This is a genomic window from Bradyrhizobium sp. BRP19, from assembly GCF_020194195.1.
GTDB classification, from domain to species: domain Bacteria; phylum Pseudomonadota; class Alphaproteobacteria; order Rhizobiales; family Xanthobacteraceae; genus Bradyrhizobium; species Bradyrhizobium yuanmingense.
In genome coordinates, this window is the sequence record NZ_JADYVZ010000002.1 from 567,681 (window position 1) to 593,727 (window position 26,047).

A 26,047-nucleotide genomic window follows, 5' to 3' on the forward strand; every position below is an offset into this window, starting at 1 on the left:
CGCTTTATCCCGGCCCCGCATCCGCCCAAGAAAATTGCTAAGCACGTCCGACCATGGCACTGACTGATTCGAACGTTCTCAAACTCGCGCCCGATGCCGGAACTCCCGCCTATCGGAGCGCACCGCACAATATCGAGGCGGAACAGAGCCTTCTGGGCGCAATCCTGGTCAACAACGACGCCTTCTACCGCGTCTCCGACTTCCTGGAGGCCAAGCACTTCTTCGAGCCGCTGCACCAGACCATCTTCGAGACCGCCGGCAGCCTGATCCGGATGGGCAAGATCGCCACCCCGGTCACGCTGAAGACGTTCCTACCGGCCGATACCGATGTCGGCGGCATGACCATCGGACAATACCTGGCGCGGCTTGCGGCCGAAGCCACCACCATCATCAACGCCCAGGACTATGGCCGCACCATCTACGATCTGTCGTTGCGCCGCGACCTGATCGGCATCGGCGAGGACATGGTCAACGTCGCCTATGACGCCCCGGTCGACTTCCAACCGCGGGCGCAGATCGAGGACGCCGAGCGCAAGCTGTACGAGCTCGCCGAGTCCGGCCGCTATGACGGCGGCTTCCAGAAATTCTCGCAGGCGCTCACGGTCGCGGTCGATCTCGCGGCCAAGGCATTCCAGCGCGACGGCAAGCTGTCGGGCATTTCGACGGGCCTGCGCGACCTCGACACCAAGATGGGCGGCCTGCAGCATTCCGACCTCATCATCGTCGCGGGACGCCCCGGCATGGGCAAGACGTCGCTGGCGACCAACATCGCCTACAACGTCGCGCAGGCCTACGTGCCGGAGCTTCAGGCCGACGGCACCATGAAGGCCGCCAATGGCGGCGTGATCGGCTTCTTCTCCTGCGAAATGTCGGCCGACCAGCTCGCCACGCGTATCGTGGCCGAGCGCACCGGCATTCCCTCCTCCCACATCCGCCGCGGCGGCATCACGGAAGCCGATTTCGAGAAGATCCGGCAGGTCTCGATCGAGCTGCAGTCGCTGCCGTTCTACGTCGACGCCACCGGCGGCCTCTCCATCGCGCAGCTGATGGCGCGCGCGCGCCGACTCAAGCGCCAGAAGGGCCTCGATCTCCTGGTGATCGACTACATCCAGCTGCTCTCGGGCTCGGGCAAGCGCGCCAGCGACAGTCGCGTGCAGGAAATCACGGAGATCACGACCAGCCTGAAGGCGCTGGCCAAGGAGCTCAACGTTCCCGTGATCGCGCTGTCGCAGCTCTCGCGTCAGGTGGAATCGCGCGACGACAAGCGGCCGCAGCTGTCGGACTTGCGCGAATCCGGCTCGATCGAGCAGGACGCCGACGTCGTGCTGTTCGTGTTCCGCGAGGAATATTACCTCGCCATGAAGGAGCCGCGCCCCGGCACCGAAGAGCATGCCAAATGGCAGGCCGACATGGAACGTACCGTGGGGCGCGCCGAAGTCATCATCGGCAAGCAGCGCCACGGTCCGACCGGCACCGTCGAGCTGCACTTCGATGCCTCGGTCACGCGCTTCGGCGACCTCGCGCATGACGGCCAGCTGCCGGACCGCAGCGACTACTAGATTGTTCCCCGGGTTGAACGGGGCCGGTCTCTTGCGTAAAACGACGCCATGACAATGGCGTCCGCCCCGAAATCAATCCCGCAATCCGGCCCACTCTCCCCGGAGGCCAACCAGGCTGCCGCGCTCGCCGCCTTCGGCGGCGTGCTGACCGTCGATCTCGATGCGATCATCGCCAATTGGCGCAAGCTCGAGAAGACCGCGGTGCCGGCCGAATGTTCGGCGGTGATCAAGGCCGACGCCTATGGCTGCGGCGCCGAGCAGGTGTCGCGCGCCCTGAGCAAGGCCGGTTGCAAGACCTTCTTCGTCGCCACCATCGAGGAAGCGCGCAAGGTGCGCGCCGCCGTTCCGGAGCCCACGATCTACGTGCTCGGCGGCTATTTCCAGAACACCGGCGAGCACTACGCCAAGATCAATTGCCGTCCGGTGATCGGCGATCTCAACGAGCTCGCCGAATGGGACGTGTTCTGCCGCCGCACCGGCTGGAACGGGGGCGCCGCTGTTCACATCGACACCGGCATGAACCGGCTCGGGCTGACGCTGTCGGAGGCGCAGGCCATCATCCCCCGCATCAACGCCGGCGATCACGGCATCACGCTGGTGATGAGCCATCTGGTCTCGGCCGAGCAGCTCAACAGCCCGATCAATGCCAGACAGCTCGCGACCTTCCGCAGCATCGCCAGTGAGTTCACAGGCGTGCCGGCGGCGCTCGCCAACTCCTCCGGCATCTTCCTCGGCGCGCCCTTCCAGTTCGACCTGGTGCGCCCGGGAGCTGCGCTCTACGGCGTCAACCCGACGCCGGAGGCCGACAATCCCATGCAGCAGGTCGTCGACCTCAAGGCGCGCATCGTGCAGATCCGCAGCATCGAGCGCGGCGAGACCGTCGGCTATGGCGGCACCTGGACCGCGCGGCGGCCGACGAAACTGGCGATCATCGCGGTCGGCTATGCCGACGGCTATTTCCGCGCCGCCAGCTCCAATGACGGCACCCGCGGCGCCGATGTCATCGTGGCGGGCAAGCGCTGCCCTGTCGCGGGCCGCATCTCCATGGACCTGATCGCGATCGACATCACCGATCTGCCGCCGAACGCGGTGCGGCGCGGCCACATGGTGACGCTGCTCGGCGAAGGCATCACCGTCGACGAGCTCGCGCACCATTTCGGCACGATCGGCTATGAGGTGCTGACCAGCCTCGGCCGCCGCTATGCCCGCGTCTACAAGGGTGGCAATGTCGAGGAGCCGCTGACGAAGCCGGAGCCCGTCTCGAACGCCGGGCAGCCGCCTTCCCCACCGTCGATCGAACAGCCGTCGGCGTTGCCGCCGCTGCCGAGTTAAACCACCCGCACCTACTTCTTCTTCCGGCTGTCCAGCGCCGTCTTGCAGGTGGCGGTGAGCTGGTCGCGCTTGGCGTTGAGGCAGGCGACGATGCCGCCGCCCGGCGCGATGCCGGCGCAGAATTTGTCGTAGTCCGCCTTGCACGCGCCGCGCGTTTCGGCTGACTGTGCCGTGGCCCCGGAGAACGCGACGATGAAGGCGGTAGCGGCAAAGCTCAACTTGGACATTGTATCTCCGGGGACGAAAGGCAGAGCCGGTAGCTCTAGATGAAGATCGCGACATTCAACATCAACAACATCAACCGCCGCCTGCCCAATCTGTTGGCATGGCTGCGAATGGCGAGGCCCGATGTCGTCGCGCTCCAGGAGTTGAAGGCAAGTGATGGCGAATTTCCGGCAGCCGCCATCGAAAGGGCCGGCTATGGCGCGGTGTGGCGTGGACAAAAGACCTGGAACGGCGTCGCCATCCTCGCCCGCAATGCCGAGCCCGTGCTGACGCGCGACCGTTTGCCGGGAAAGCCTGCCGATCTCGAAGCGCGCTACATCGAGGCCGCCGTGCGTGGCGTCATCGTCACCAGCATTTATCTGCCCAACGGCAATCCGCAGCCGGGACCGAAATTCGACTACAAGCTCGACTGGTTCGCGCGGCTGCGGCGCCACGCCAACACCTTCATCAAGCAGGACCTGCCGGTGGTGCTCGCCGGCGACTACAATGTTGCGCCCACCGAGATCGACATCTATCCGACGCGCTCATGGGACAAGGATGCGCTGATCCAGCCGAAGAGCCGCGCAGCCTTTGCCGCGCTGGTCGAGCAAGGCTGGTGCGACGCGATCCGCGAGCTGCATCCGGACGAGCGCATCTACACGTTCTGGGACTACAAGCGGAACCGCTGGCCGCGCGATGCGGGCCTGCGGCTCGACCATCTCCTGCTCAGCCCTGCCCTCGCCCCGCGCCTCGCCAAAGCCGGCGTCGACAAGAAGATCCGCGGCGAGGACGGCGCCAGCGATCACGCGCCGGCGTGGGTGGTATTGCGGTGACCCAAACGCAGTCAGCAGCGGGCCGCCCGATAAAACCTGAAAAACAACCCCATGCACAGTAGCTGGCCCCAGTCCGCTCAATGACTTACGGGTAAACCGAAATCAAAGTTGATCCGTCGGGCAAAACACTGGCATGATGTCACCATCGAAGGCGTCCACGTGGCGCCGAGGGCTCTTCAGATCGCCCCTTCATCGGGAATGTTGAGGACGGTGCCGCAAGCCTTGCAATGCACCGCGTCGGCATCGTGCCTCTGGAGCCCGCACGTCGGGCATGGAAACCGCACCTTGTGGGGACTGAGGAGCGCGCGGGCGAGATTGAAGAACAGCGTCACGCCGAAAATCATGATCACGACGGTGATCAGACGACCGAACGTACCCGCCAGCGTGATGTCGCCGAAGCCGGTCGTCGTCAGCGCCGTGACGGTGAAATACAGGGCATCGGCATAGTTCCGGATCTCGTCGTTGCGAAACTTCTGGGTCTCGTACACGATCCCGGTCATGACGAAGATGAAAACGGCGAGGTTCGTGACGGCGAAGATGACCTCTTCGTTGCGACGAAAGAACGGGGAATCGATGCGCAGCCTCACCAGCATCTGGTAGTCGCGAAGCAGCCCCAGCGTTCGCAGGATCCGGAGAAAACCGCCCGCCTCGCCGGCAAGCGGCGCCAGGAAGGATACGATCGCGACCATGTCAGCCCAGGTCGCGAGCTGGGTGAATTTTTGAAACGGATGCCGATCGACCAGGAGCCGGGCGGAGAAGTCGGCCAGCAGAATAACGCCGAACAGGACGTCGAGCGTCTCGACGATGTCACTGGGCGGCAGGAACGAGGTCGCAATAATGAACAGCACCGTCACGATATCGAAGATGAGCAGCGCATAACGGAAGCGCACGCCGTCCGGCGTTGCGCCCTCGTAAAGGAGTCGGACGTTGCTTTTGAGAGACGTGAGGGTCACTGCACCATGATCGCGGTTTGCACGGATGATGGCAACTCGGAGCGTGTGCCGCAACCGACGCTCTGTATAGCTAGAGTGGGCCTCGCGATTAGGAACCCGGACCGCGACGCGGTGTTCAGCTCTCTTTGGGGGCTGAATGCTCAAACCCGACGATTGTCGCAAGCTTGCGGAGCAATATCGAGCGCGCGCGAATGATGCCACATCGGCGAAGCGCCTCGCCAATGTGCTTCTGAGCGTTTCCAACGCCTATCTCGCTCTGGCGAGCCAACTGGAGCTCCTTGCGTCCGTCGAACATCAGGAGCACGCGAGGAGAGCCGGTCGGAACGTTCAAGGCTGAGCCGTCAGACGAAGATGCAAAGCGAGCCGACGGCGGCGCCATGAAGCCTCATCATTGCGGTGCCCCGCGATCGAGTTCGCCCCGCTGATCACTCGGAGGGAAGCCTCTTGACCTCCGCGGCCTGGTAAGCATACTGGTCTGACCACGATCAGACCAAGAGACGGGGATGGAGTTCAAGCGAGCCGCCGACGGCGAAAAGGGGTTCGAGAAGGTATTTGCCTTCCTGCGCGAGCGCCTGCTTACCGGCTCGCTCAGGCCGGGCGACCGCCTGATTTCGGAGCGCGAGCTCGCCACCCTGCTCGGCGTCAGCCGGCCAATCGTCCGGGAGGCGCTGCGCGCCCTCACCGTCCTCGGGATCGTCGAGATCCGCGACCGCATCGGCACCGTCGTGACGCGGCCAGATGTCTCGGTGCTGAACGACTTCTTCACCTTCGCCCTCGCCCAGCAGGCCGACATGCTCGAGGACGTCATGCAGGCGCGTGTCGCGATCGAATGCCAGGCGATCCGGCTCGCCTGCGAGCGCGCCAACATCGCCGATTTCGAACGGCTGCAGCGCGCGCTGACGAAGATCGGCGAGACCATCGACGAAGCCGATGCCGGCGGCATGGCGGATTTCGACTTCCACCGCGCGATCGTCGTCGCCTCACATTCGGAGACGCTGAGCGTGCTGCACGCCTCCATGGCGGGCCTGTTGACACATTCGCATCGCAGCCGCCGCGAGCTGGTGCAGGCCTTCCCGTCGATGAAGACCTACCTTGTCGACGATCACCGCCGCATCTTCGAAGCCCTCATTGCGCGCGATCCCGAGCGCGCGGATGCGACGCTGCGCAAGCATTTCGCCATCGGCGACGAATACCGCAGACGCGCCGTCGTCGGCGACATCGACAAGACCAGTGCCTCGGGCTGATCGCGCACAGCCCTTCAATCAAGACGCCAATTAAACAAGAAACGGACTGACGACATGGGACGGAACGACAAGGGCAAGGTCGGCTTCATCGGCATCGGCACGATGGGGCGGGAGATGGTGCGCAACCTGCAGGCGGCGGGCCACGCGGTCCGCGTCTTCGATCTGAACGAAGCCGCGCTGGCCGACAGCGTCAAGGAAGGCGCGACGCGTGCCAAAAGCCCTGCCGATGCCGCGCAAGGCACCGATATCGTCATCACCATGCTGCCCGACACGCCGCACGTCGAGGCGACGATCTACGGCGAGCAGGGCCTGCTGAATTCCCCGCCGCCGGGCAAGCTGATCGTCGACATGAGCACGATCTCGCCGGTCGCCGTCCGCCGCATCCATTCGGACCTGCAGAAGACAGGCGTCGGCTTCATCGACGCGCCGGTCTCCGGCGGGCCGGTGGGCGCCAGGAACGCCGCGCTCTCGATCATGGCCGGCGGCGATGCGGACACGTTCGCCAAGGCCGAGCCGTTCTTCCGCGCGATGGGCACGACCATCACCCATGTCGGCGCATCCGGCGCCGGCCAGACCGTCAAGCTCTGCAATCAGCTGATCTGCGGCATCAACATCCAGGCGATCTGCGAGGCGCTCGCGCTCGGCCGCGCTTCGGGCCTCGATCTCAACCTGCTGCGCCGGGTGCTGCTCGGCGGCTCCGCCGCTTCCTGGATGCTCGACAAGCTCGGCCCCGCGATGATCGCCGGCGACGTCTCCGCGGGCTTCCGGATCGATCTGCAGCTCAAAGACCTTCGCCTGGTGCAGGAGCACGCACAGGCCCTGAACGTGCCCCTGCCCGGCACCGCGCTCGTCACCAGCCAATATGTCGATGCGCGCGCCCATGGCGAAGGCAGCAACGGCAATCAGGCGCTGTTCCGCGTCTATGACCGCATGACCAACCAGACCACCGGCTGACCCTGGAACGATGAGCCTCCAACTCGACTTTCCCGCAGTGCTGGAGCGTTGGCCGAGCTTTCTGGCCGGCGCCGTCCTCACGCTTGAGTTGGCATTCTTCGCGACCGTGCTAGGCGCTTTGCTCGGCACGCTCGCGGCGGTCGGGCGCGGCGCGCACAATTCGCTCATTGCAGGTGCCTGCAAAGTCTATGTCGAGACCATCCGCAACACCCCGCTGCTTGTGCAGATCTTCCTGGTCTATTTCGGCCTCGCCAGCCTCGGCCTGAAATACTCCGCCTTCACGGTGGCGGTGGCGGCGCTGACCATCAATGTCGGCGCCTATACCGCTGAGATCATGCGGGCCGGCTTCGAGGCGATCCCGCGCGGGCAGATCGAGGCCGCCGAGGGGCTGGCGCTGTCGCGCTTCCAGATCTACTGGCACATCATCCTGCTGCCGGCGGTCGAGAAGGTCTATCCTGCGCTCACGAGCCAGTTCGTGCTCCTGATGCTGGCCTCCTCGGTCTGCTCGCAGATCTCGGCCGAGGAGCTCACCGCGGTCGCCAACTACATCCAGTCGGACACCTATCGCGCGTTCGAGACCTACATCATCGTCGCCGTGCTCTACGTCATCCTGTCGCTGGTGATGCGTGCCGGCTTCTGGGGCCTCGGCCTCCTCCTGTTTCCGCGCCGGCGCCGGCTCGGCACGCCGTTGTGAGATGACCATGGGCGGACATCTCAACATCAATCACCTGATGTTCCTCGGCCAGGGCGCGCTGTGGACCATTGGTCTGTCGCTGATCGCGCTGATCGGCGGCGGCATCGTCGGCTTCGTGATCGCGCTGGCGCGCATCTCGCCGCTGAAATCGGTGCGGCTCGCCAGTGCGATCTATGTCCAGTTGATCCAGGGCACGCCGCTGCTCGTCATCCTGTTCCTCGGCTATTTCGGTCTTGCCGCGATCGGCCTGAAGGTCTCGCCGCTGGTCGCGGCCGGTGCCTCGCTGACGCTCTACGTCGCGGCCTATCTCGGCGAGATCTGGCGCGGCTGCATCCAGTCTGTGCCGAAGCCGCAATGGGAAGCCGCCGAAGGCCTGGCGCTGAGCCGCACCCAGCGCATGGTCAAGGTGATCCTGCCGCAGGCGATCCGCATCGCGACGCCGCCGACCGTCGGCTTCATGGTGCAGATCATCAAGAACACCTCGCTCGCGTCCGTGGTCGGCTTCGTCGAGCTGATGCGCTCGGGCCAGATCGTCAACAATTCGCTGTTCGAACCGTTCGCCATCTACGCCATCATCGCCGTCACCTACTTCGCCATGTGCTATCCCCTGTCGCTGTTCAGCCAGAGGCTGGAACGGCAGATGGGTCGTGGCAGGTCCAACCTCGCGCCAACCTGACATGCAGCAAAACGCCCCCTCCTCCGAACCGATCGTGTCGCTCCACAACGTGCAGAAGAGCTTTGGCGCGCTCCGCGTGCTCGACGGCGTCTCCTTTGCCGTTGCACGTGGCGAGGTGCTCGCCCTGATCGGCCGCTCCGGCTCCGGCAAGAGCACGGCGCTGCGCTGCATCGACCGCTTCGAGAAGGTCGACGGCGGCCAGATCGTGGTCTGCGGGCATCGCGTCGACCGTCCCGACGTGAACTTGCGTGCGCTACGCCAGGACGTCGGCATCGTGTTCCAGAGCTACAATCTGTTTCCGCACCTCACCATCGAGCAGAACATCACGCTCGCGCCCTGCGCGGTGAAGGGCATGGCGACGTCGCAGGCCAAGGATCTCGCACGAAAAGTTCTGGCGCAGGTCGGGCTGGATGAAAAGCTGCACGCCTATCCCGAGCAGCTCTCGGGCGGCCAGCAGCAGCGCGCCGCAATCGCCCGCTCGCTCGCCATGCAGCCGAAGGTGATGCTGTTCGACGAGGTCACCTCCGCGCTCGATCCCGAACTCACTGGCGAAGTGCTGAAGGTGATCGAACAGCTCGCGGCTGACGGCATGACCATGGTGATGGTTACCCACGAAATGGGCTTCGCCAAGGGCATCGCCGACCGGATCGTGTTCATGCATCGCGGCAAGGTCCACGAGACCGGACCTGCCTCGATCCTGACGTCGCCGACCACGCCCGAACTCACGCAATTCGTGGGGACGGGGAACCTAAAATCATAACAGGGAGAGGAGAACCAAGGAATGACCAACAGAATGGTGCTGGGGACTGCCGCCGCGTTGTGCGGCCTCATCATGATGGCGGCAACGCCCGCGTCGGCCGATCTGCTCGACGACATCATGAAGGCGAAGAAGATCCGCATATCGACCGACCTCGCCATCCCGCCCTCGGGCATGATGGATTCCACCATGAAGCCGACGGGCTCCGATGTCGAAGTGGCGCAGATGCTCGCCAAGGATTGGGGCCTCGAGCTGGAATTCATCCAGACCACCGGTGCGACCCGCATCCCGAACGTCCTGACCGGCAAGGCCGACATCATCATCTCGACCCTGTCGGTGACGGCCGAGCGTGCCAAGGTGATCGACTTCACCAAGCGCTATGCGACGCTGCAATCCGACGTCGGCTGCCTGAAATCGTCGACCGTGAAGGACTGGCCGGACCTGAAGGACAAGTCGATCGGCGTCTCGCGCGGCACCACGCAGGACACGACCTTGTCCAACATGAAGGACAAGGACCTCAAGATCGCGCGCTATGACGACGATGCCACCATGGTGACGGCGGCGGTGTCGGGCCAGGTCGACTGCGTCGGCTCGTCCGCGACAATCATCAACCAGATCGGCGTGAAGAATCCCTCGCGCGTGTTCGAGTCCCGGATTCCACTGGCGACCTTCGACCTCGCGATCGGCCTGAAGAAGGGTGAGCAGCCGCTGATGGACAAGCTCAACGCCTGGATCACCGACAACGTCAAGAACGGCAAGCTCAACGCCATCTACAAGAAATTCCACGGCGTCGATCTGCCGGCGGACATGCGCAGCTGAACCACGGGGAAAGACATCGTGACAGCCGCGCGCGGCTGTCACGATCAATGCAAAGATCAAGAAGGACAAAGAATGCGTCTCGTCATCGGATCCGACCACGCCGGCTGGCCGCTCAAACAGACCGTCATCGACCACATCCGCAAGCTCGGCCACGAGGTCATCGACGTCGGCTCCTATGACGACAAGCCGGTGGATTTCCCCGACATCGCCCGCGCCGTGGCGGCGAAGGTGACGTCGGGCGAAGCCGCGCGCGGCATCATGGTGTGCGGCACCGGCGTTGGCGCCTCGATCGCCGCCAACAAGATGAAGGGCATCCGCGCCGCGGTCTGCCACGACGTCCACTCCGCGCATCAGAGCGTCGAGCATGACGACGTCAACGTCATGTGCATCGGCGCGCAGATCGTCGGCGCCTGGCTCGCTGTCGATCTCGTGTCGTCGTACCTGTCCGCCGAATTCTCCACCGACGAGGATTTCCGCCGCCGCGTCGAGAAGCTGCGCGTCATGGACGAGGAAGGCTGAGGGCTCTCCGCCATGATCCTGGTGTTCGGATCGCTCAACATCGATCTGGTCGCGCAGGTCCCGGTGATTCCAGGTCCCGGCCGAACGGTGCTGGCGCCGTCCTACTGGACGCATTTCGGCGGCAAGGGTGCCAATCAGGCCGTTGCCGCCGCGCGGATCGCCGGGCCTGGACGCGTGAGCATGGCTGGCCGCGTCGGCCGGGACGGATTTGGCGACAGCGCGATCGAGAACCTCAGAGCCAACGGCGTCGACGCCGACCGCGTCATCAGAGCCGACGAGCCGACCGGCTGCGCTTTCATCACCGTCGATCAGGCCGGCGAGAACGCAATCACGGTGGCGAGCGGCGCCAACATGACGGCGCGTGCCGGCGATCTTGCGAGCGAGCTGTTCAATTTGGACACCGTGCTAGTGCTTCAGATGGAGGTGCCCTTTGCGCACGCGCTGGAAGCTGCCCGAAGAACCGCCGCGGCCTCCGGCACCGTCATCTGGAACCTTGCACCCGTTCCGGAGCAGATGACGCGTGAGATGGTCACCGAGCTTCTCGCCGTCACCGACTATCTCCTCGTCAACGAGCACGAGGCGCGCGACGCCGCCACCGCCATCGGCCTGGCGTCCGCCGACTACGAAGCCGCAAGCGCCGGACTCGCGAAGTCCGGCAACCTCACCTGCATTGTCACCGCCGGCGCACAAGGCGCGCTCGCCGTGACGGCGGAAGGCACCCGCCTGCGGGCGCCCGCCCAGCGCATCACGCCGGTGGACACGACCGGCGCCGGCGACACCTTCGTCGGCGCCTTTGCGGCGATGATCAGCGAAGGCGTGTCGCTGCAACGCGCGCTCGAAGTGAGTTGCGAAGCGGCGGCTTTGAAATGCCTCAAGGCCGGCGCCCAGACCGGCATGCCCATGCGCAGCGCGATGGGCTCCCTCGCGTAGGACTGATCGCCCGCATCGCTGCCCGCGGCTAAACTCTCCCGATTCCTGGAGGCTGTTTTGGCCTTTCTCTTCGTCCTCGCCGTCGGCCTCGTCGCCGGCACCATCTCCGGCATCGTCGGCACCGGCTCGTCGATCATGCTGATGCCGGTGCTGGTCTATGCCTATGGGCCGAAGGAGGCCGTGCCGATCATGGCGGTGGCCTCCGTCATGGCGAATTTTTCGCGGATCCTGGCCTGGTGGCGCGAGGTCGATTGGCGGGCCTGCGCGGCCTATTCGGTCACGGGCATCCCGGCGGCGGCGCTCGGCGCGCGGACGCTGCTGGCACTGCCCTCGCATGCCGTCGATCTCACCATCGGCCTCTTCCTGATCGCGATGGTGCCGGTGCGGCACTTTCTGGCGCGGCACGAGCTCAAGGCCAATCTCTGGCATCTCGCCATCGGCGGCGCGCTGATCGGCTATCTCACTGGCATCGTGGTCTCGACCGGGCCGCTCAGCGTGCCGTTGTTCCTGTTCTATGGCCTGTCCAAGGGCGCGTTCCTCGCCACCGAAGCGGCCTCCTCGCTCGGGCTCTATTTCGCGAAGTCGGTGACTTTCGAGCGTTTCGGCGCCCTGACCGGGGAGGTCTTCATCAAGGGTCTGATCGCGGGCGCCTCACTGATGTCGGGCGCCTTCATCGCCAAACGCTTCGTGCTGCATCTGAGGCCGGAAACCTTCCGCCTGCTGATGGACGCGATCATGATCGCGGCGGGGCTCTCGATGCTCTGGACCGCAACGCAGCCGTGACCCAGCCGCTACTCAGACGGCGAATTCGGGGGTGATCGATGGGCTGTCAGCGACGACGCGGCTCACCACGGCCGGCTGCCCGTCGAGCCATTGCAGCACGGCCCCGAGCGGCTGCGGCCGCTGATAGAGGAAACCCTGCCCGAGCCTCACGCCCATCTCACGCATGGCCTCGGCCTGCTCGGCGCGCTCGATGCCTTCGGCGACCAGGGTCAGCCCCAGCGTGGCGGCAAGCGATGCGATGACGCCGACGATGGCCTTGTCCTCGGCGCTGTCGGGGATCTCGCTGATGAACGCCTTGTCGATCTTCACCTTGTCGAGCGGAAACCGGCGCAGATGGGCGAGCGAAGAGTAGCCCGTGCCGAAATCGTCGAGCGCGATCGTGGCCCCCAGGCGCCGCAGGCGATGCAGCGTTTCGGAGGCGCTGGCGATGTTGTTGATCAGCGACCCTTCCGTGATCTCGAGCTCGAGCATCGATGCCGCGACACCGAAGCGCGCACAGGTCGCGCGTAGCTCGGCGGCGAGCGAGTGGTCGGCAAGCTCGGACGGCGGCAGATTGATCGCGATCCGCAGCTGCGGCCTGCCCGCAGCGGCCAATTGCTGCAAGGCCCGGCAGGCATCGGTCAGCACGTAGCGGGTCAGCCGCGCATTGTTCCCGCTGCGCTCGATCAGCGGCAGGAATTCGCCGGGGCCGATCACGCCGTGCTCGGGATGGCGCCAGCGGATCAGCGCTTCCAGACCGACGACCTCATGGCTGTCGAGATCGACCTGGCTCTGGTACCAGACCTCGAACTGGCCCTCGGCGAAGCCGGTGGGAATTGCGAGCTCGAGATCCCTGCGGCGGCGATAGTCGCGCTGAAGCGCTTCGTCCAGCACGGCGACCGTGCCGGGCGCCTTGCTCTTGGCGTGGTAGAGCGCGATGTCGGCGAGCGTCGGCAGATGCGACAGTTCCGGATCGTCGGCGTGGCGCACGGCAAGGCCGATGCTGGCGCGCGGCACCACCTGCTTGTCATGGAGGCGGATCGGCTCGGAAATGGCATCGAGCACGCGTTGAGCGAATGCGTGCGCGGCCTGCTCGTCGCTCACCTCGGGGCGAATGACGACGAACTCGTCGCCGCCGAGCCGGGCGACCCAGTCCTCGGCTTCGACCGCGCGACGAAGGCGCTGCGAAATCTGGACCAGGAACGCATCGCCGGCCTCGTGACCGAAGGTGTCGTTGATGCCCTTGAAGTCGTCGAGATCGATGAAGCAGAACGCGACCAGCGTATCCGGCGCGCCTCCATTCTGGCTCGTCACGGCGAGGCGCTCGGTCAGGGAGCGCCGGTTCGGCAGCCCGGTGAGCGGATCGTGCGTCGCCATGTGCCCGAGCCGGTCCAGCGCGCCGGACGTCGTGTGCTGCATGGCGTTGAAAGCGCGCGCGAGCTGCCCGAATTCGTTCGAGGACGTGACATCGGCCGGATAGGCCCGGCCGTCCTGCTTGCTGCGCTGGATCGCCGACATCATGGCCGCGAGCGGCCGGCCGATGAAGATGTTGGCGGAGATGCGCATGGCGATCAGGGTCGCGAACGTTGCCAGCAGCCCGACGACGAGCAGCAGCAGCAGGCGGCTGCCCGCATCCGCGTACAGCGTCGCACGCGAATAGGCGATGGCGATGCGGCCGGCCTGAACGGCCATATTGCCGTTGCTGTAGTGTATCGGGTGCGAGACTTCGGCGACCGACTGGCCTTGGGGGCGCGCGACCACGCGGGCGATCGCAGCGCCGGTATCGTCATAGACGGCCGCCGCCGCAATGGTCTCGTCGTGCATGATCTCGTTGAGCACGCCCGTGACCTGGTCGTAGCGCATCTTCCAGAGCGGCTCGGCGATCAGCTCGGCCCGGCTCTCGGCGACGCGGGCCATGCGGGCGTCGAGTTGCCTGAGCTGCGACCAGAAGCTCGATGCCTCGACGCCGGCGGAGGCGAGCAATTGCACCAGCAGCAGAACGGGCACGGTGGCCCAGATCATCGCGTCGACGACCGAGCGCAAGCGCGGCGGCGCTGCCTGCTCGTTGCGATCCGGCTCGGTCATCGCCTCATCCTTGCGCATCAGTCGGCAACGCCTTCGGCGACCGGCAGCGACGAGATGAGCGCATCGAGGGAAAAGTCATATTGACCGCAGCGCCAGGCCTTCGCCCGGAACCGCGCGAAGTCGATCCGGTCGAACGCACGGGTCTTAATGAGGTCGGCGACCGAAGCGAGATTGTCGCGCGTGATCGCCGACGTCTTGACCTCGACGCGGGGCGAGACGGCAGCAAAATCGCAGCCATCGGCATAATCGCGCAGGAGAACGACGGACCAGCCGCCGAGCAGGAAATGCCCGCCATCGGTCAGGAGCATGCGGCCCGCCTTGATCTCGCGCAGCGCATCCTCCGACCAGTTGAGGCCGACCACCTGGATGTTCTCGCCGGGCACGAGGCCGGCGGCGATCGTCGCGCGCAGCGCGCCGAGCGCCATCGGATCGTTTCCGGCCCAGATCCCGGCGGGCCGGATCTGCTTGCGCGCGGCCCAGCTCAGGTAGTTTGCCGTGACCCGCTCGGCCTCGGACTTCGTCCAGTTGGCGAACAGCATGCGGTCCACCACGACGTCGGACGCAGCATCCACCGCGAGCGTGAGGCCGGCGTTGCGGGCGATCGAGGCAGGCGTGGTCTCGTCGCCACCGATGCCGAGAATGTGGATCTTGCCGTCCGCGCTCTGCCATTTCTCGGCACGCGCCGCGGTGATCAGCGCATTGGCCATCCGCGCGCCCGCGGTCTGAAGATCGGTCGTGATGTCGCCGAGCCAGGTCTTGAGCTTTTGCCTCGGCGGTCCAAAGCGCACCGCGTCCTCGCCGATCAGCGTGTTCGAAAGCAGCAGCGTCTTGACGCCCGCGGCTTCGGCCGCCTCCAGGATGGGAACGGCGGCGGATTCCTCGTTCGACAGGATGAGGAAGTCGGGCTTGTCGGGACGGGCCACCACGCCGAAGCCGAGCTCCTGCATGGTGCGGTGGTTCCGCTCGCTGGTCAGCACCTCGACATGGGCATCGAGCTTGCGGCCGGCGGCCTGCATGGTCTGCGCGACCATGTCCCAATAAACCTCGCCGGACTTGCCGGGATTGACGAAGACGATGTTGAGGGGCTTGGCGATGCTACCGCCAACGGACCCGAAGACGCCGCAGGCCATGCCCGCCGCGAGCAATATTCGCAGGAATCTCGTCAATTTCGCCGCCCCCATTGGTTCCGAGATTGGACCCACGTCCGCTAAGAATTGGCAAAATCGCACCGGGCACAGCGGCGCAGGGCTAACGAAAGGTATATCTCCCGTGCCGAATTGAGATATTCGAAGCGCCGGCGATCGGCCTGCCAATCCGTGCTATCAGCACATCTGAAACCCGCGACTCGCGCTCCCCATGGCCAAATCCACACTGTCCTTCGTCTGCCAGAACTGCGGCGCGGCCTATAACCGCTGGCAGGGCAAGTGCGAGTCCTGCGGCGAGTGGAATACGCTGGCGGAAGAAGACACCAGCGGCAGCGTGCCGGTGTCGATCCGCTCCAAGCGCAAGGGAAGAACCTTCGCGCTGGAGAGTCTCGCCGGAAAGAGCCCGGATGCGCCGCGCCTGTCCTCGGGGATGACAGAGCTCGACCGCGTCACCGGCGGCGGCTTCGTGCGCGGCTCGGTGCTGCTGGTCGGCGGCGATCCCGGAATCGGCAAGTCGACGCTGCTGACGCAAGCGACCAGCCTGCTCGCGCGCGCCGGCCACCGCGTCGTCTACATCTCCGGCGAAGAGGCGGTCGCCCAGGTGCGCCTGCGCGCCGAGCGGCTCGGGCTGTCGGACGCGCCGGTGCAGCTCGCGGCCGAGACCTCGGTCGAGGACATCGTCTCGACGCTGTCGGAGGGCGCGGTGCCCCGGCTGATCGTGATCGACTCGATCCAGACCATGTGGACCGACACGGTGGAATCGGCGCCCGGCACGGTGACGCAGGTGCGCGCCTCGGCGCAGGCGCTGATCCGCTTCGCCAAAAAGACCGGGGCCGCCATCATCCTGGTCGGCCACGTCACCAAGGACGGCCAGATCGCCGGCCCCCGCGTGGTCGAGCATATGGTCGATGCGGTGATGTCGTTCGAGGGCGAAGGCTCGCAGCAATTCCGCATCCTGCGCGCGGTGAAGAACCGCTTCGGACCGACCGACGAGATCGGCGTGTTCGAGATGACGGGCCTCGGCCTGCGCGAGGTCACCAACCCGTCCGAGCTGTTCCTGTCGGAGCGCGACCTCGGCACGCCCGGCACCGCGGTCTTTGCCGGCATCGAGGGCACGAGGCCCGTGCTGGTCGAATTGCAGGCACTGGTGGCCCCGACCTCGCTCGGCACCCCGCGCCGGGCCGTGGTCGGCTGGGATCCGAGCCGGCTCTCAATGGTGCTGGCGGTGCTGGAGGCCCATTGCGGGGTCAAGCTGTCCGGCCACGACGTCTATCTGAACGTTGCCGGCGGCCTTCGCATCCACGAGCCCGCGGCCGACCTCGCCGCCGCCGCGGCCCTGGTGTCGTCGCTGGTTAATGCGCAGTTACCCACCGATGCCGTCTATTTCGGCGAAATCTCGCTGTCGGGCGTGGTGCGCCCGGTGGCGCAGACCCCGGCCCGGCTCAAGGAAGCGGCAAAGCTCGGCTTCCAGCGCGCCGTGCTGCCCGAATCGGCACGGGGCGATGCGGGCGGCGATGCCGGACTGTCCCTGAACGCGGTGAACAGCCTGACGACATTGGTGGCCGAGATCGCAGCGCGGGGCTCCCGTCGGGGCGAATCCGGTGCACAGCCAGAGAAAAATGCCACACCGGCCAGATTCCGCCGCGGAGAGGGTTAGGTGGAGGTGACGCCGGAGGCCTCCGCCGCTATACAGCCGTCACAAAAGCAGCATGGGATTGCGTGGTTGCGGCCTTGCCGGGAACGCCGTCTGCCCTTCTTTTAGGGCAGCGGCCAAGCACCGATTCGCTAGAGCACCTTTGAAGTACGAGCGGACCAGACCAGCCGATGCCAGTAACCATCCTCGACCTGATCCTGCTCGGTGTGATGCTGATCTCGGGCCTGCTCGCGATGGTTCGCGGCTTCATGCGCGAAATCCTGTCGATCGCGGCCTGGGGTGCCGCGGCGATCGTGACGCTGTATTCGTTCTCGAAGCTGCTGCCGACCGCCAAGACCTATTTCAACAACGACACGGTGGCGAGCGTCGTCGTGGTAGCCGGCGTGTTCATCGGCACCCTGGTCGTGGTCTCCGTCATCACGGTCCGGATCTCCGACATGATCCTGGATTCGCGGATCGGCGCGCTGGATCGGACCCTCGGCTTCCTGTTTGGGCTGGCTCGCGGGCTTTTGATCGTCGTGGTCGCGTTCCTGTTCTTCACCTGGCTGGTGCCGGACAAGCAGCGCCCCGACTGGGTCAGCGGGGCCAAGTCCCGCGTCGTGCTGCAGGGAACCGGCGATTGGCTGATGGCCCTCTTGCCTGACGACCCCGAGAACACCATCTTGAAGAGATTCAAGAAAAACAAACCAGATGATGATCAAGCTGAATCCGAGCAGCAGCCTTCGGGCAGTGGCGACGGGTACAGTAAGTCGGCTCGTGACGGCATGAAAAAGCTGATCGAGAAACCTGCGGCGCGTTGATAGGGCCCCAAAAGAGAGGCGAGAACGAGATGCGACACCCTGACCAGGACGCCCTGCTTGATCTCGATCCAAACGCCGGTCCAGGCCCGGCGGCGCTTGAGCTTCAGGACGATCTGGAAGGCGATACGCTGCGCGAGGAATGCGGCGTCTTCGGCATCTACGGCCACCCTGATGCGGCCGCCATCACCGCGCTCGGCCTTCACGCGCTCCAGCACCGCGGCCAGGAGGCCGCCGGCATCGTCTCCTACGACGGCAGCCGCTTCCACTCCGAACGCCGCCTCGGCCTCGTCGGCGACACCTTCTCCCGCCGCGAGGTGATCGACCGCCTGCCCGGCAGTGTCGCGGTCGGCCATGTCCGCTACGCCACGACCGGCGCGACCATCCTGCGCAACGTGCAGCCGCTGTTCGCCGAGCTCAATGCCGGCGGTCTCGCGGTCGCTCACAACGGCAACCTCTCCAACGGCCTGACGTTGCGCCGCGAGCTCGTCAAGAACGGCGCGATGATGCAATCGACCTCCGACACCGAGGTGATCCTGCACCTGGTGGCGCGCTCCAAGCGCGTCCGCTTCATCGAGCGCTACATCGACGCGCTGCGCGAGATCGAGGGCGCCTATGCGCTGGTCTCGCTGACCAACAAGAAGCTGGTCGGCGCCCGCGATCCGCGCGGCATCCGCCCGCTGGTGCTCGGCGAGCTCGACGGCTGCCCGATCCTGACTTCCGAGACCTGTGCGCTCGACATCATCGGCGCGCGCTTCGTGCGCGACATCGAGCCCGGCGAAGTCATCGTGTTCGACGAGAACGGCCAGGACATCCACAAGCCGTTCCCGCCGATGGCGCCGCGCCCCTGCATCTTCGAATACATCTACTTCTCGCGGCCGGATTCCATCGTGCACGGCCGCTCGGTCTACGAGGTGCGCAAGAATTTCGGCGCGCAGCTCGCGCGCGAGAGCCACGTTCCGGTCGACGTCGTGGTGCCGGTGCCGGATTCCGGCGTGCCGGCCGCGGTCGGGTACAGCCAGTATTCCGGCGTGCCGTTCGAGCTCGGCATCATCCGTAACCATTATGTCGGCCGCACCTTCATCCAGCCGACGCAGGCGATCCGCGAATCCGGCGTGCGCATGAAGCACTCGGCCAACCGCGCCGCGATCGAAGGCAAGCGCATCATCCTGATCGACGACTCGCTGGTGCGCGGCACCACCTCCAAGAAGATCGTGCGCATGATGCGCGATGCCGGTGCCAAGGAAGTGCACTTCCGCCTCGCTTCGCCCCCGATCCTCTATCCCGATTATTACGGCATCGACCTGCCCGACCGTGGCGGCCTGCTGGCGGCGACGCATTCGCTGGAGGAGATGCGCGAGCTCATCGGCGCTGACTCGCTCGCCTTCCTGTCGATCGACGGCATGTACCGCGCCATGGGCGAGCCAGGCCGCGACCCCGCCAATCCGAAGTTTGCGGATCATTGTTTTACCGGCGCCTACCCGACCCACCTCACCGACCAGACCCAGACCGAGCCGCAGCCGCGGCAATTGTCGCTGCTGGCGGAGGCGAGCTGACCAAGGATCGTCCCCGGGGCTCATCCGAGACTTCTTTTCGTCATGGCCGGGCTTGTCCCGGCCATCTTCGTCTGTAATACCCGCCGCAAAGAACGTGGATGCCCGGGACGAGCCCGGGCATGACGGAAGTATTCGACGATGACCAAACCTCTCGCCAACCGTATCGCTCTCGTCACCGGCGCCTCGCGCGGCATCGGTTTCGCCACGGCAATCGCACTGGCGAAAGCCGGCGCGCATATTGTGGCCACCGCGCGCACGCAAGGAGGGCTGGAAGAGCTCGACGACGAGATCCGGAAAGAGGGTGGCAGTGCCACCCTGGTGCCGCTCAACCTCAGCGATTCCGACGGCATCGCGCGTCTCGGCGCCGGCCTGCACGAGCGCTACGGCAAGCTCGACATCCTGGTCGGCAACGCCGGCGTGCTCGGTCCCTCCTCGCCGATCGGCCATATCGAGCTGAAGACCTTCAACGACGTGATCGCGGTGAACGTTTCCGCGAACTTCCAGCTGATCCGCTGCATGGAACCGCTGCTCAGGCAATCCGATGCCGGCCGCGCCGTGTTCATCACCTCGGGTGCCGCCAACAAGGCCACCGCTTACGTCAGCCCCTACGCGGCCTCCAAGGCCGCACTGGAGACGCTGGCACGTGCCTGGGCGCAGGAAACCGCAAACACGAAGCTGCGCGTCAACCTGTTCAATCCGGGCCCGGTGCGCACCCGCATGCGGGCCACCCTGATGCCCGGCGAGGATCCGGCGACGCTCGACACGCCCGAGCAGGTCGCAGAATTCATCGTGCCGCTGTGCGCGCCCGACTGGACCGAGACCGGCAAATTCTACGATTACAAGACCCGCACCCTGATGAGCTTCCGCGCGCCGGCCTGATGGCCCTCCGACGCCTTGGACGTCATGCCGGCGGTAATGTCCGTACCGCCGAGTTCGATACCGGAAAGCACATTTAGAATTTCAAGCCGACATCGAACGCGCTGAAATAGCGTCTCAACGCATTTTGCCCAAAAGTTAACCGATGGATGACGCTACGACGCAGCGTCATCCGGCTTTAGGTGCATTGCCGTCGGCCATGGGACACGGTAGAGCGTCAATTGGAATAAGGCTCCCGAAGAGAGCCGTCCGCATATTTGACAATGGAGGAAGCCTTTATGACGATGCCCGCACGCCGCGCCGCGGCTCTTCTGGCCTGTGCCGCTTTCGGCTTTGCCACATCCGCCTTCGCGCAAGACAAGACCATCAAGATCGGCGTGCTCAACGACATGTCGAGCCTCTATGCCGACATCGGCGGCCCGAACTCGGTGGCGGCAGTGAAGATGGCGGTCGAGGATTCCGGCCTGAAGGCCAAGGGCTGGACCATCGAGGTGCTCTCCGGCGATCACCAGAACAAGCCCGACATCGGCGTCAACATCGCCCGGCAATGGATCGACGCCGACAAGGTCGACGCCATCGCCGATACGCCGAGCTCCGGTGTCGCGCTCGCGGTGAGCAACCTCGTCAAGGAAAAGAATGCGGTGCTGCTCAATTCGGGTGCGGCCACCGCCGACCTCACCGGCAAGGCCTGCACGCCCAACACCGTGTCCTTCACCTACGACACCTACATGCTCGCCAACGGCACCGGCAAGGCGCTGACCAAGGCGGGCGGCGACAGCTGGTTCTTCCTCACCGCGGATTATGCCTTCGGCCATGCGCTGGAGCGTGATACCGGCGCGGTCGTCACGGCGACCGGCGGCAAGGTGCTCGGCGGCGTCAAGCATCCGCTGAACACGGCCGACTTCTCCTCCTTCCTGCTGCAAGCGCAGTCCTCCAAGGCCAAGATCATCGGCCTTGCCAATGCGGGCGGCGACACCACCAACGCGATCAAGCAGGCCGCCGAGTTCGGCATCGTCCAGGGCGGCCAGAAGCTCGCCGCGCTGCTGCTGTTCATCAACGACGTGCACTCGCTCGGCCTGAAGACCGCGCAGGGCCTGACCTTCACCGAGTCGTTCTACTGGGACCTCAACGACCAGACCCGCGAATGGTCGAAGCGTTTCCAGAAGGTCTCGCCCAAGGGCTCGATGCCCTCGATGACGGTTGCGGGCCTCTACGCCGAGATCCTGCATTACCTGAAGGCGATGGAAGCGCTCGGCAGCAATCCGCGTGACGGCGCCAAGGTCGTCGCCAAGATGAAGGAGCTGCCGACCGACGATCCGCTGTTCGGCAAGGGCCCGCTGCGCCAGGACGGACGCCGCCTCATCCCCGCCTATCTGTTCGAGGTGAAGAAGCCCGAGGAGTCGAAGGGGCCGTGGGACTATTACAAGCTGGTCGCCACCATCGCGCCGGAAGATGCGGCCAAGCCGCTCAAGGACAGCGACTGCCCGCTGGTGAAGAAGTAGGATCGTAGGGTGGGTTAGCATGCGGCTGCGCAAAGCGCAGTCCGCTGGCGTAACCCACCTCTTCCGCCTCCGCGGAAATGAAAGAGGTGGGTTACGCCTCGCGGTTTGCGCTTCGCGCGAACCGCGAGGCTAACTCACCCTACGAGACTGTCCTGGTCGCACCCAGCGACCGCACCGCGATCGCCACGCACACCACCATCAGCACCGCGGCGAGCAGGAACGGTGCGCCGGGCAGATGCAGCGGCGCGCTGGCGCCGATGAAATAGGAAAATGTCAGCGTGAACAGGAACGGGCCGACGAGCTGCGACACGCTCTGCACGCTCGCGGTTGCGCCTTGCAGCTGGCCCTGCTGATCCGGCGCGACGAGCCGCGTCATCAGCGCCTGCGAGGCGGCACCAGAGATGCCCCACAGCGCCAGAATGGGAATCCCGAGCCAGGATAGCGGTCCGGTCGGCGCAGCGCCGAGGACCACGAATCCGATCGCGCCACAGCAGAGGCCGAGCAGGAGCGCGTTGCGCTCGCCGAGCGCATGCACGATGGGGCCGATCGCAAAGCCCTGCACCACCATGGCGCAGATGCCGACCATGGCGAGCGTCAAGCCCACCGTCTTGGCATCCCAGCCGTAGCGATAGGTCGCGTAGAGCACGAAGGTCGAGGGCAGCACGACGTGGGCGACCTGCGCGATGAAGTTGACGATCGACAACGCGGCAAGCAGCGCGTCGGAGCGCAGCAGATGCAGCGCCCCGAGCGGACTGGCGCTGCGCCAGCGCAGCGGCGCGCGCTTGTCGGGCGCAAGCGACTCCGGCAGCACGAACAGGCCATAGAGCGCGTTGGCGAAGCTCAGGGCCGCCGCGGCCCAGAACGGCAGGCGCGGATCGATATCGCCGAGCAGGCCGCCGAGCGCTGGCCCCAAGATGAAGCCGGCGCCGAAGGCCGCGCCGATCCGGCCGAAGACCGCCGCACGCCGTTCCGGCGGCGTGATGTCGGCGATATAGGCGAAGGCGGTCGAGATGCTCGCCGAGGTGATGCCGGAGATCACGCGGCCGATGAACAGCCACACAAGCGACGGCGCCAGCGCCATCAAGACGTAATCGGCCGCGAGCCCGAAATTCGACAGCAGCACCACCGGCCGGCGTCCGAAACGATCGGACAGCGCACCAAGCACCGGCGAGAACACGAACTGCATCAAGGCCCAGGCGGTGCCGAACAGGCCGAAGATGCGCGCGGCATGTGCGGTGTCGTTGTCGACGAAGCTTTCGATCAGCTTCGGCAGGACCGGCATGATCACGCCGAGCGCGACCATGTCGAGCAGGATGGTGACGAAGATGAAGGCGACCGCGCCGCGGCGGGCCGGCGCTGCGTCCTGCACCACCGCCTCGCCGGCACCGTCGCTCACGATGGCCGCTTGCGCTTGTGCGCGAAGGGATTGGCCTTCTCGCGCAGCGTGATGCGCACCGGCGTGCCCGGCAGCTCGAAGGTCTCGCGCATGGAATTGGTGAGATAGCGCAAGTAGGATTGCGGCACGGCGTCCGCGCGCGAGCAGAACAGCACGAAGCTCGGCGGCCGGGCCTTGGTCTGCGTGATGTAGTTCAGCTTCAGCCTGCGGCCGGAGACCGCCGGCGGCGGGTTGGCCTGGATCGCCTGCTCGAACCAGCGATTGAGCGCCGAGGTCGGCACGCGCCTGTTCCAGATCGCATAGGCGTCCTGGATCGCCTGCATCAGGCGATCGATGCCCTCGCCCATCAAGCCCGAGACGGCGACGATGGGCACGCCCTTGAGCTGCGGCAGCCAATGATCGGCATCGCGGCGCAGGCCGGAGATCGCGCCGCCGCCCTTGGTCTCCATCAGATCCCATTTGTTGACGGCGAGCACGACCGCCCGTCCCTCGCGCTCGATCAGGTCGGCGATGCGCAGGTCCTGCTCCTCGAAGCGGTTCTGCGAATCCATCATCAGCACGACCACTTCGGCAAAGCGCACCGCGCGCAGTGCGTCCGCGACCGAGAGCTTTTCAAGCTTCTCCTCGATGCGCGAGCGCCGGCGCAGGCCCGCGGTGTCGAAGACGCGGAAATCGCGGCCCTTCCAGTTGATCTCGACTGCGATGGAATCGCGCGTGGTGCCGGCCTCGGGGCTGGTCAGCAGGCGCTCCTCGCCGAGCAGATGGTTGATCAGCGTCGACTTGCCGGCATTGGGCCGGCCGACGATCGCGACCCGGATCGGGCGCGTCGCCGCCTCTTCCTCGGAGATCGGCGCGTCGTCCTCATCGTCGTCTTCCTCGACGGGTTCGGGCATCAGCTTGGCCAGCGCATCGTAGAGCTCGCCCATGCCCTCGCCGTGCTCGGCCGAGATCTGGATGGGATCGCCGAGGCCGAGCGCGAATGCTTCCATTGCGCCGGCATCGCCGTGCTTGCCCTCGCTCTTGTTGGCGACCAGCAGCACCGGCTTGTCGGCCTTGCGGGCGAAATCGGCGAAGGCGCGATCGGTTGGCGTCAGGCCGATGCGGGCGTCGACCACGAAGAACAGCGCGTCGGCCTGCGCGATCGCGGTCTCGGTCTGCTCCTGCATGCGCGCGGTCAGCGAGCCCTTGGCGCCCTCGTCAAGGCCGGCGGTATCGATGATGGTGAAGCGGAGATCACCGAGCCTGGCCTTGCCTTCGCGGCGGTCGCGGGTGACGCCCGGCAGGTCATCGACCAGCGCGAGCTTCTGCCCAACCAGGCGGTTGAACAGCGTCGACTTGCCGACATTGGGCCGGCCGATGATGGCGATCGTGAAGGACATCGGTCATTCGTGCGCTGCCGGGGCTGCGCCTGTCAATGCAATGGGAAATATCAGCGCGAGAAGCTGCCGCTCGGCAGCGGTGCCGGGAAGGCGCTCTGCGATTGCTGCTGCGGGGGCTTGGTCGGCTGCGCCTGGTGGGTCGGCTGCGCCTGCTGGGCCGGCTGATCTGGCGGCGGCGCGGTGGTGCGCCGGCGGACGATCTTGTGCTTGGGCGGCGGAGCGGACGTCGCCGGCGCTGCCTCCGGCTGCGCCTCGCCGTCGACCTCGCCGACGGGTGCTTCGGCCGGCGCGGCGGACTGCTTGGTATTCTTTGCCTTGGCCCCCTTTGCCGGCTTGGCCGGCTCCGGCTCCGCAGGCAGGGCCGCGACGGCAGGTGCGTTCGGGTCGGGCTGCTGCTGCTGTGCGCCTTTGTAGAGATCCCTCGGCACGCCCTGCTCGAGCCCCGGCACACCCTCGGGGAAGACCGGCTTGCGGTCGCCCGGCAGCTTCTTCTTGGTGTCGAGGAAGTCGAGCAGATCGCTCGGATCGAAGCTGGAGCAGCCGCCCAGGACGCCGGTGAAGGCGATCAGGACGGCGGCTGCGATCAAGCGTGGCGTGCGGCGCATCTTGGTGTCTCGTTACGTCAGAGAACCGTCGTCAGCTTTTGGCGACGGGTGGCAACAAAGCCTGGAGCGCCTCGGCGCGAGAGCGCAGGCCGGGCGGCGTTTCGCCGTCTCCGTCAATCGCCTCGAGCCATTTGCGGGCTGCAGTCATGTCGTTGTTACGCCAGGCCGACAGCGCCAGCATCTCGCGGGCGGTGTGGCGGAAGGTCGATTTCGGCGCGGCGGAAGCTTCCAGCCGCTGCTGGATGTCGGCATAGCCGGCGCTGTCGAGCAGGAGCCCCGCGGCGCGGATCTTGGCCAGATCCTGCCACTCGCCGCCAATGCTGCGGTCGGCGGCGATGTCGTCATACATCTTCGCGGCCGCCTTGGGATCGCGGCTCGCGGCCTCCGCCGCAGCACGCAGCCGCGCCAGGGTGCGATAGCCGGACGGCGCCTTGGCGGCGAGCTCGGTGAAGGCCTTCTCGGCGTCCTCGTGCTTGCCCTGCTCGGACAGCTCGGCGGCCTTCTCGAAAGCGGCGCCGGCCGCGGCGGCCTTCTGGGCCTCCAGGTACCTATAACCCTGCCAGCCACCGGCACCGGCGACGATCAGCACCATCAGCGCGATGAAGTAGATCGAATACTTGTCCCACAGCTTCTTGAACTGTTCGCGACGTACTTCCTCGTTGACTTCGTCAAATAATTCAGACACTTATGCCAATCCCATGCCCGTCCGGGTGCGCGCGCCAAAGCGTTCGCGTCAGGAATCCCGTCCCCGTGTGGCGGCGAGGTAGCCTAACGATATGGCGGTGGCAAGGCAAAGCGAGCCCGATCAAGGCGTTA

24 protein-coding genes and 1 pseudogene are annotated in these 26,047 nt (G+C 65.9%); 17 read left to right on the forward strand and 8 right to left on the reverse strand.

Annotated features, from left to right (window positions below; genetic code table 11):
• Nucleotides 1–53 precede the first annotated feature (53 nt).
• A complete protein-coding gene (locus I6F36_RS08510; RefSeq protein ID WP_036000744.1) occupies nt 54–1,559 on the forward strand; it encodes a replicative DNA helicase in 1,506 nt (501 codons plus the stop codon).
• 54 nt (nt 1,560–1,613) lie between these two features.
• Complete coding sequence (alr, locus tag I6F36_RS08515) at nt 1,614–2,891, forward strand: alanine racemase (protein WP_225126012.1); 1,278 nt, start codon at nt 1,614–1,616, stop codon at nt 2,889–2,891.
• An 11-nt stretch (nt 2,892–2,902) separates the two neighbouring features.
• On the opposite strand, the gene I6F36_RS08520 is transcribed toward alr, so the two are convergent.
• Entirely contained in the window at nt 2,903–3,118 is a 216-nt protein-coding gene (locus I6F36_RS08520) for a cysteine rich repeat-containing protein (protein ID WP_036000751.1), read from the reverse strand.
• Between the two features lie 39 nt (nt 3,119–3,157).
• Here I6F36_RS08520 and I6F36_RS08525 point away from each other — a divergent pair, with 39 nt between their 5' ends.
• Nucleotides 3,158–3,928 carry an exodeoxyribonuclease III gene (locus tag I6F36_RS08525; protein WP_036000754.1) on the forward strand — a complete coding sequence of 257 codons (771 nt, stop codon included), beginning with the start codon at nt 3,158–3,160 and terminating at the stop codon, nt 3,926–3,928.
• A gap of 176 nt (nt 3,929–4,104) precedes the next feature.
• Here the strand turns inward: I6F36_RS08525 and I6F36_RS08530 are convergent, their stop codons facing one another.
• Nucleotides 4,105–4,881: a potassium channel family protein gene (locus I6F36_RS08530; protein ID WP_036000861.1), complete on the reverse strand. Its 777-nt coding sequence runs from the start codon at nt 4,879–4,881 to the stop codon at nt 4,105–4,107.
• Nucleotides 4,882–5,384: 503 nt separating this feature from the next.
• On the opposite strand from I6F36_RS08530, the gene I6F36_RS08535 reads away from it, so the two are divergent.
• The 9 genes and pseudogenes from I6F36_RS08535 (at nt 5,385) to I6F36_RS08575 (ending at nt 12,257) form a co-directional block, all read left to right on the forward strand.
• Nucleotides 5,385–6,125 (forward strand): FadR/GntR family transcriptional regulator, encoded by a 741-nt coding sequence (locus I6F36_RS08535; RefSeq protein WP_036000760.1) that lies wholly within the window; start codon nt 5,385–5,387, stop codon nt 6,123–6,125.
• A 51-nt stretch (nt 6,126–6,176) separates the two neighbouring features.
• A pseudogene (locus tag I6F36_RS08540) lies at nt 6,177–7,079 on the forward strand (NAD(P)-dependent oxidoreductase); the annotation flags it as partial.
• A gap of 10 nt (nt 7,080–7,089) precedes the next feature.
• Nucleotides 7,090–7,773 (forward strand): amino acid ABC transporter permease, encoded by a 684-nt coding sequence (locus I6F36_RS08545; RefSeq protein WP_225125704.1) that lies wholly within the window; start codon nt 7,090–7,092, stop codon nt 7,771–7,773.
• Between the two features lie 7 nt (nt 7,774–7,780).
• The gene (locus I6F36_RS08550; RefSeq protein WP_036000865.1) at nt 7,781–8,449 is read left to right on the forward strand and encodes an amino acid ABC transporter permease; all 669 of its coding nucleotides are present in this window, start codon (nt 7,781–7,783) and stop codon (nt 8,447–8,449) included.
• A 1-nt stretch (nt 8,450) separates the two neighbouring features.
• Entirely contained in the window at nt 8,451–9,209 is a 759-nt protein-coding gene (locus I6F36_RS08555; RefSeq protein ID WP_036000768.1) for an amino acid ABC transporter ATP-binding protein, read from the forward strand.
• Between the two features lie 21 nt (nt 9,210–9,230).
• Nucleotides 9,231–10,025 carry a transporter substrate-binding domain-containing protein gene (locus I6F36_RS08560; RefSeq protein ID WP_036000770.1) on the forward strand — a complete coding sequence of 265 codons (795 nt, stop codon included), beginning with the start codon at nt 9,231–9,233 and terminating at the stop codon, nt 10,023–10,025.
• Nucleotides 10,026–10,097: 72 nt separating this feature from the next.
• Nucleotides 10,098–10,544, forward strand: a complete 447-nt coding sequence (gene rpiB, locus I6F36_RS08565) for a ribose 5-phosphate isomerase B (RefSeq protein WP_036022692.1) — start codon at nt 10,098–10,100, stop codon at nt 10,542–10,544.
• Nucleotides 10,545–10,556: 12 nt separating this feature from the next.
• The gene (locus I6F36_RS08570; RefSeq protein WP_225125706.1) at nt 10,557–11,474 is read left to right on the forward strand and encodes a ribokinase; all 918 of its coding nucleotides are present in this window, start codon (nt 10,557–10,559) and stop codon (nt 11,472–11,474) included.
• Nucleotides 11,475–11,531: 57 nt separating this feature from the next.
• Entirely contained in the window at nt 11,532–12,257 is a 726-nt protein-coding gene (locus I6F36_RS08575; protein ID WP_109144015.1) for a sulfite exporter TauE/SafE family protein, read from the forward strand.
• A gap of 12 nt (nt 12,258–12,269) precedes the next feature.
• On the opposite strand, the gene I6F36_RS08580 is transcribed toward I6F36_RS08575, so the two are convergent.
• Entirely contained in the window at nt 12,270–14,339 is a 2,070-nt protein-coding gene (locus I6F36_RS08580; protein WP_225125708.1) for a bifunctional diguanylate cyclase/phosphodiesterase, read from the reverse strand.
• Nucleotides 14,339–15,451 (reverse strand): ABC transporter substrate-binding protein, encoded by a 1,113-nt coding sequence (locus I6F36_RS08585; protein ID WP_225126013.1) that lies wholly within the window; start codon nt 15,449–15,451, stop codon nt 14,339–14,341. Before I6F36_RS08585 ends, I6F36_RS08580 begins: the two co-directional genes overlap by 1 nt.
• Before the next feature lie 226 nt (nt 15,452–15,677).
• Between I6F36_RS08585 and radA the strand changes: the two genes are divergently transcribed.
• The 5 genes from radA (at nt 15,678) to I6F36_RS08610 (ending at nt 21,851) form a co-directional block, all read left to right on the forward strand.
• Nucleotides 15,678–17,123 carry a DNA repair protein RadA gene (radA, locus tag I6F36_RS08590; RefSeq protein ID WP_036022683.1) on the forward strand — a complete coding sequence of 482 codons (1,446 nt, stop codon included), beginning with the start codon at nt 15,678–15,680 and terminating at the stop codon, nt 17,121–17,123.
• A 167-nt stretch (nt 17,124–17,290) separates the two neighbouring features.
• A complete protein-coding gene (locus I6F36_RS08595; protein ID WP_036000794.1) occupies nt 17,291–17,920 on the forward strand; it encodes a CvpA family protein in 630 nt (209 codons plus the stop codon).
• Between the two features lie 29 nt (nt 17,921–17,949).
• On the forward strand, nt 17,950–19,473 hold the full coding sequence (purF, locus tag I6F36_RS08600; protein WP_225171277.1) for an amidophosphoribosyltransferase: 1,524 nt from the start codon (nt 17,950–17,952) through the stop codon (nt 19,471–19,473).
• A 138-nt stretch (nt 19,474–19,611) separates the two neighbouring features.
• On the forward strand, nt 19,612–20,352 hold the full coding sequence (locus I6F36_RS08605; RefSeq protein WP_225171278.1) for an SDR family NAD(P)-dependent oxidoreductase: 741 nt from the start codon (nt 19,612–19,614) through the stop codon (nt 20,350–20,352).
• 281 nt (nt 20,353–20,633) lie between these two features.
• Entirely contained in the window at nt 20,634–21,851 is a 1,218-nt protein-coding gene (locus I6F36_RS08610; RefSeq protein WP_050991666.1) for an ABC transporter substrate-binding protein, read from the forward strand.
• 139 nt (nt 21,852–21,990) lie between these two features.
• On the opposite strand, the gene I6F36_RS08615 is transcribed toward I6F36_RS08610, so the two are convergent.
• The 4 genes from I6F36_RS08615 to I6F36_RS08630 are packed head-to-tail and all read right to left on the reverse strand — an operon-like array spanning nt 21,991 to nt 25,916.
• Complete coding sequence (locus tag I6F36_RS08615; protein ID WP_225171279.1) at nt 21,991–23,247, reverse strand: TCR/Tet family MFS transporter; 1,257 nt, start codon at nt 23,245–23,247, stop codon at nt 21,991–21,993.
• A complete protein-coding gene (gene der / locus I6F36_RS08620; RefSeq protein WP_225171280.1) occupies nt 23,244–24,626 on the reverse strand; it encodes a ribosome biogenesis GTPase Der in 1,383 nt (460 codons plus the stop codon). The genes I6F36_RS08615 and der overlap by 4 nt, the downstream gene beginning before the upstream one ends.
• A gap of 50 nt (nt 24,627–24,676) precedes the next feature.
• Entirely contained in the window at nt 24,677–25,231 is a 555-nt protein-coding gene (locus I6F36_RS08625) for a hypothetical protein (protein ID WP_225171281.1), read from the reverse strand.
• Nucleotides 25,232–25,262: 31 nt separating this feature from the next.
• Nucleotides 25,263–25,916 carry a tetratricopeptide repeat protein gene (locus tag I6F36_RS08630; RefSeq protein WP_036022675.1) on the reverse strand — a complete coding sequence of 218 codons (654 nt, stop codon included), beginning with the start codon at nt 25,914–25,916 and terminating at the stop codon, nt 25,263–25,265.
• Nucleotides 25,917–26,047: the final 131 nt, after the last annotated feature.